The following is a 6,155-nucleotide window of genomic DNA, read 5'->3' on the forward strand; positions in this document are numbered from 1 at the left end:
CCGGTGGGCGGGCCCGAGGGGTTCACCGCCTGAGCCCCGTTGGGCGGAATCGCCGGGCCCGGCGTGCCTTGCGCGCCGTTGGACGGAGCCGTGCCGGCCGGAAGCGGTGAGCCCGCGGGGGCGCCGCCCGGAGCGTTCGCGGCCTGCGTGCCGGGGCCCTGGACGCTCGGCGCCACCGGTGTCTCCTGCGGCGTCTCGGGGGTGTTCGCGTTCGTCCGGGACAGCTGCCAGCCGCCCAGTCCCAGCGCGAGCGCCACGCCCGCGCCGATGCCCACGCGGAGGCCGCGCCTGCGCCACGTGCGCCGCCGCTGCTGGCGCTGGATGCCCTTGAGCAACCCGAGCGCCCGCTCGTTCGTCGCGTCCAGCGCCAGCACATGGTTGAGACATGCCAGAGCGCGCGGCGTCCGCTTCTCCGCGAGCTGCCGCTCCCCGCGCTCCAGCAGCGCCGCGACGATGCGCTGGCGCGCGAGCCGCTGGTACGACGGCGGGTCCGCGAAGAAGGAGATCAGCTCCTCGCCCACGCGGGAGAACCCCAGCCCCGCGAGCGCATCCGCCAGCGCGTCGCGCAGCTTCCCCGCGTTGGGGTAGCGCCGCGCGGGGTCGCGCTGGAGGCACGTCGCGCAGATCTCCGCCAGCTCGTCCGACAGCGTGGGCACACGGCGGCGCGGGTCTTCATAGGCGCCATCCAGGATGCGCTTGAGCGTCGCCGTGGTGTTCGACGCGGTGAAGGGCAGCCGGCCCGTCATCAGCGCGTAGAACATGATCCCCAGGCTGAAGACGTCCGCCTCAGGCCCGGCCTCCAGCCCCTCGATGATCTCCGGCGACATGTGCGCGGGCGAACCCACCAGCGCGCCCGTCACCGTCATCCGGTCCTCGATGTCCAAGAGCCGCGCGATGCCGAAGTCCATGAGCTTGAGGACCCCGTCCTCGCGCACCATGACGTTCTCCGGCTTCAGGTCGCGGTGGATGACGCCCGCCTCGTGCGCGTGCGCCAGCGCCGCCGCCAGCTCGTGGATGATCATCGCCGCCAGCTCCGGCGGCTCCAGCGGGCCTTCATCCAGGTACGTCTTGAGCGTCCGGCCGCGGATGTACTCCGTGACGATGAAGGCGTCGTGCGCCTCCGCCGAGGAGAAGTCGAACACCTCCAGGATGTTGGGGTGGTGCAGCTTCGCCACCGCGCGGGCCTCGCGCGCGAGCCGGCGGCGCGACTCGTCCTTGCCGGCCAGGTGCGGGTGCAGCACCTTCACCGCGACCTCGCGATCCAGGGCCGTGTCCAGGCCCTTGTACACGACGCTCATGCCCCCGGAGCCCAGCTCCTCCAGGATGCGATAGCGACCGATATGGCGGCCGACGAGCGTCATGGCGTGAGCGCGCGCACTCCCCTCAGTCCCCGAACCCGATGCCCATGCTCCGCGCGAACCGCACCAGGTCCCCCTGGACGTCCACGCGTCGCTCCTTGCGAGACTCGCTCAACGGCACGGCGACGACGTCGTTGTTCCGCAGCGCCACCATGTGCCCCCACTGGCCATCCCGCACCAGGTCCAGCACCTTGCACCCGTAGCGCGTGGCCAGCACCCGGTCCGCCGCGCTGGGGCTGCCGCCGCGCTGCAGGTGGCCCAGCACCGTCACGCGGATCTCCGCTTCGATGTGGCTCGCCAGCAGGTCCGCGCACACCTTGCCGGAGCCGCCCAGCCGCACCACGCCGCGGCCCGGGATGTCCGCGGCCTCCGCCAGCACGGACAGCGCGCCGCCCTCCGGATACGCGCCTTCGGAGATGGCGATGATGGAGAAGCTGCGCCGCCGCGTGGCCCGGCGCTTCAGCGTCTCCAGCATGGACTCCACGCGGTACGGAATCTCCGGGATGAGGATGAGGTCCGCGCCGCCCGCGATGGCGCTCTCCAGCGTGAGGAACCCCGCGTGGCGGCCCATGATCTCCACCACCATCACGCGGTCATGCGCCTCCGCCGTGGAGTGCAGCCGGTCCAGCGCCTCCGTGACGATGAGCCGCGCGGTGTCGAACCCGAACGTCTGGTCCGTGCCGGACAAGTCATTGTCGATGGTCTTCGGGCACCCGACGACCTTCAGCCCCTTGTCCGCCAGCTGGTGCGCGATGGACAGCGTGCCGTCCCCACCAACGGCCACCAGCCCGTCCAGCCGCAGCTCCTCGCAGCGGCGCAGGACCTGATCCGACACGTCCTTCTCCACCCAGCCTTCGCCCTCACGCACCGGGTAGCGGAACGGGTTCGCCTTGTTGGACGTGCCCAGGATGGTGCCGCCCTTGGGCAGGATGCCGCGCGTGTCCTCCACACCGAGCGGGCGGACGAGCTCCGGCTCCAACAGCCCCATGTAGCCGTTCTCGATGCCCACGAACGAATGGCCGAACTCGTGCACACCCCGGCGAACGAGGCCACGGATGAGCGCGTTGAGTCCCGGGCAATCACCACCACCGGTGAGGACGCCGAGTCGAAGAGGTCTGGCCATAGGAGCGAAGGAAGTCGGACGCGGGTGTCAGTGGGAGCAGGCGACACTATGACAGCAACGTCGGTGCGGATTGTAGGTGCCACCCCAGGGGGGCGCAACGCACGAATCAGCTGTCACGTCGGATCCGCGCTCGCAAGGACGCGGGGGCCGCCCCTCAGTCGCGCTTGAGGCGACGCCGGGAGGCCAGCCGGTCCAGGAGGGCCTGGAGCCGGTCCTCCTTCTGCGCGGGAAGGGCCCGGTCCTGGGGGGACTGCACGGGCATCTCGCGGGCCATCCGGTACAGCTCCGCCAGCCGCTCCAGCACCAGCTCGTTGCCGGGGCGCTCCTGCAAGGCCCGGCGGTAGGCGGCGGCGGCACCCACATAGTCACCCAGCGTGAAGAGGCGCTCGCCCTCCTGCATGGGGGACGCGGGGCCCAACGGAAGGCGCTGGGGCTCCCGCACGCGGTTCTTCAGGAGCTTAAGTTCCTCCGGCTGGAGGCTGTCGCGCAGGTGGGCCAGCTTGACGGCCAGGGCCTCCTCGCGTGGAAAGGCAGCGAGCAGGTGCTCGAAGAGCTCGAAGGCTTCCGCCAGTTCGCCCCGGCGCAGGGCGCGGTCGGCACGTGCTTCCATGTCGGCCCGGACGGCAGGAGTCATCTCGCGCGTGAGAGTAACTGGAGCCCGCCCGGGATGTCACATGCGGAAAAGCCGGCGCTCGGCGGGCCGCAAGGCCTCAGGCAGGCGTGGCGGCCGACTCCGGCATCACGGCCCGCTCCGCGCCGCGGGGGCTGCGCCGCCAGTGGCGGAAGAGCCACGCGGCCACCAGCCCGTTGAGCACGAGCCCGAAGACGCCCTCGCCATTGAAGACCCAGACCTGACCGCCGAAGAGCCCCGGCCGGCCGCTGTAGACGCTGCCGAAGAAGAGCGGGTTGATGAGGTTCCAGCTGATGTGGAAGAGGGCGGGCGGCCAGATGGAGCGCGACGCCATGTAGAGCTGCGCGAACACCACCGCGGCCACGGCGATGGACAGCAGGAACGTCACGTTCTGCGCCACGTGCCCGCGCTGCGTGGAGGAGAAGATGAGCGGCAGGTGGAAGGCGGCCCACACCGGCATGGTGATGGCCGCGGCCAGGGCTGGCCGGTGCATCCACCAGCGCACCAGCGTCCCGCGCCAGCCCACCTCTTCACCCAGCTCGCTGGGGACGCCGAAGCCGACGACGGGCCACCACACCAGCGCCGCCAGGCCGTAGCGCAGCCAGCGCCAGCGCTCGGGCAGCTTCGCGCCCAGCTTCTCCACCCAGCGCCAGCGCACGGACGCCGCGGCCAGCCACCACGTCACCGTCAGCGTCCAGAACAGGAGGATCATCACCGGCACCGTCGCCACGCCCGTCACCCCGAACGGACCCTTGAGCAGCTCCGGCTGGTACTGGATGAAGGCCGCGTCCCCGGTCGCGAACCGCACCGCGTAGGCCAGCGGCGCGATGACGGCGGCGTACGCCAGCGGCAGCGCCAGCCCCAGGAACCACCACTTCCAGCCGGGGAAGGCGAAGCCCACCGCGGACGGGGGCTCGCGGCGGAAGAACCACGAGCACGCGAGGCCCACGATGCCCGGGACGCACATCATCCACCGCATCAGCGACGGAGACTTCTCTCCGCCCGCGATGAACAGCACCGCCATCGTCCAGCTCACCGCGAGCGTCACCGCGATGAACGTGAGGGTTTCTTTCCGGGGATTCCTCATGTTCCGGAGCATACCGGTTGGACTCGCCCCGTCGAGCCCAACCTGTTCAGCCCTTGAGGTGCACCTGCTGCGCGCCCTGGAGCCGTTCAGCCTGCATGCCGCGCTCACGGGCGGTGGCGAGCAGCAAGTCTGACTCCTTCATGCGGGGCGTCTCCGGCGTGGCGGCGGGCCCGATGATGTGCTCCATCCAGGGCTCCAGGCCCATGGCGTAGTTGAAGAGCCGCTTCGCGCCCACGAGCTCCAGCAGGCGCAGGCCTTCGGTGGAGTTGCTGCCGCGGCAGCGGCGGTTCTTCTCCAGCTTGCGGTCGCGCTTCTTGGGGAAGAAGCCCTCCAGCATCCACGTGTGCGGCGCGCCCACGATCTCCGTGTTCATGAAGACCGTGTGCAGATCGCCCACCGTGCTGCGCAGGTCGCGGTACGTCGTCTCGTCCACGCACATGGAGTCGGCGGCGAAGAACAGGCGCTCCTCGCCGGTGCGGATGATCCACGCCGTCTTGGCGTGGGCCACGTCGCCGTGCTCGCCCATGAACGGCGCGGCGATGATCTCCCCGTCCGGGATGGGCAGGGACTCGTAGAAGTAGGGCTCCAGCACGTTCTTGAAGCCGAGCGCCTTGCCCAACAGCCGGGGCGAGTAGTCACCCGCCAGGGCGCCGCTGGCGCGCGGCACCATCAGCGTGCCCACGCGGTGGCGCAGGCGCAGCAGCGTTTCGATGTCCAGGTGGTCCGGGTGGCTGTGGGTGATGACCACGTAGTCGATGTGGCGGGGCAGGTCCGCGAAGGACATGCGCGCCAGCGGCCCCATCTTCTCCGGCCGCACGGGCACCACCGCGTCGATGAGGATGGACGTGCCCTTCCACTCCACCAGCACGCACGCGTGGCCCACGTAGCGGATGCGCACCCCCGGTCCGTTCCAGGTTTCAGGAAGGGTCTGCGGCGTCTCCGTGAGCAGGGGCATCAGGTCCGCGTCGGACTTCACCGCGTCGCCCAGCACGTCGCGGATCCACTCCAGCGGCTTGGGCTCCACGTCCAGGCTGAACAGCTTGTCCAGGCGCTCGTCGTGGAACGGCACCTTCCAGTCCAGCTGCCCCGCCTCCATCAGGCGCGGCGTGGTGAGCAGCGAGTCGCGCTCCGCGTCCGCCTTCAGCCGGCGAAGCCGCAGCGACTGGAGCTCCGTCTTGTGGTGACGGCCCCGGTACAGCAGGCCTTCGTGCACGCGCATGGACGGGCGGTTCACGTAGTCGTACACCAGCTCCACCACGCCCTTGAGCGGCTCCGGCAGCCGCGCGTACAGCGGCTCCAGGGACTGACCCTTGGCCTCCGCCAGCAGCAGCGTCTGGAACTCGTCGAACGCCTCCGCCAGCTTGATGTTGTCCTCCTGCGCGGTGGTCATCCGCTGCATGAGCGCCCGCACCTCGTCCGCGCGCTCCGGCGCGATGCCCACGAACGAGCTGCCACTCAGCTCCGGATCCTTCGCCGCCTTCGCGTGGAAGTCCGGCGTCTGGAGGTACGCCTTCAGCAGCGGCAGCAGGTACGCCTGCAGGTGCAGGCTCGCGGGCATCGGCGCCACCGTCATCCACCAGGCCTGGAAGTCCTGGACGAGCGGCTCAACGAGGGTGGCGTCCGCGAGGCGATAGAGGGGAGCGGTCATGGGAGTACGTGCAATCGGGGAAGCACCCACACCCGGACAGAACCCCAAGCGGTTCCGAGGATGGAACTCGCGGAGTCAAGGCAGGACGGGGCGCGTGCTGAAGACCAGGAAGCAGAGCTGACAGGCGAATCTGAGCGATTCGAGCAATTTGTTCAAGTTCAGTAGAACCCAGCCCTAGTGGTATTCTCGTATCCAGCTCTGTTCCCCCGGAAACACCGCAAGGGCTCCTGTGCCACGCACGTTGTGAGTGCGCGTCGCACAGGAAGTCGGCCCACTGAAGCCCTTGTCGTGCGCACCGGCCTTCCCGA

Annotated in this window: 5 protein-coding genes; all 5 read right to left on the reverse strand. The window is 70.1% G+C overall.

The window, feature by feature from the left end:
• On the reverse strand, positions 1-1,361 hold a 1,361-nt coding region (locus D7W81_RS06320; RefSeq protein WP_244227005.1), incomplete at its 3' end, for a serine/threonine-protein kinase.
• A gap of 22 nt (positions 1,362-1,383) precedes the next feature.
• Positions 1,384-2,481 carry a 6-phosphofructokinase gene (locus D7W81_RS06325; protein ID WP_120554417.1) on the reverse strand — a complete coding sequence of 366 codons (1,098 nt, stop codon included), beginning with the start codon at positions 2,479-2,481 and terminating at the stop codon, positions 1,384-1,386.
• A gap of 154 nt (positions 2,482-2,635) precedes the next feature.
• Positions 2,636-3,115, reverse strand: coding sequence for a tetratricopeptide repeat protein (locus D7W81_RS06330; RefSeq protein WP_120554418.1), 480 nt, complete (start codon positions 3,113-3,115; stop codon positions 2,636-2,638).
• 76 nt (positions 3,116-3,191) lie between these two features.
• Positions 3,192-4,199: a CPBP family intramembrane glutamic endopeptidase gene (locus tag D7W81_RS06335; protein WP_147445362.1), complete on the reverse strand. Its 1,008-nt coding sequence runs from the start codon at positions 4,197-4,199 to the stop codon at positions 3,192-3,194.
• A 46-nt stretch (positions 4,200-4,245) separates the two neighbouring features.
• Complete coding sequence (locus D7W81_RS06340; protein WP_120554420.1) at positions 4,246-5,847, reverse strand: MBL fold metallo-hydrolase; 1,602 nt, start codon at positions 5,845-5,847, stop codon at positions 4,246-4,248.
• Positions 5,848-6,155 lie beyond the last annotated feature (308 nt).

This window comes from Corallococcus aberystwythensis (assembly GCF_003612165.1).
GTDB lineage: Bacteria > Myxococcota > Myxococcia > Myxococcales > Myxococcaceae > Corallococcus > Corallococcus aberystwythensis.

Coding starts and splice junctions, on each gene's coding strand:
- D7W81_RS06340 (WP_120554420.1), bottom strand. CDS start 5,847: ATGACCGCTCCCCTCTATCGCCTCGCGGACGCCACCCTCGTTGAGCCG.
- D7W81_RS06325 (WP_120554417.1), bottom strand. CDS start 2,481: ATGGCCAGACCTCTTCGACTCGGCGTCCTCACCGGTGGTGGTGATTGC.
- D7W81_RS06330 (WP_120554418.1), bottom strand. CDS start 3,115: ATGACTCCTGCCGTCCGGGCCGACATGGAAGCACGTGCCGACCGCGCC.
- D7W81_RS06335 (WP_147445362.1), bottom strand. CDS start 4,199: ATGAGGAATCCCCGGAAAGAAACCCTCACGTTCATCGCGGTGACGCTC.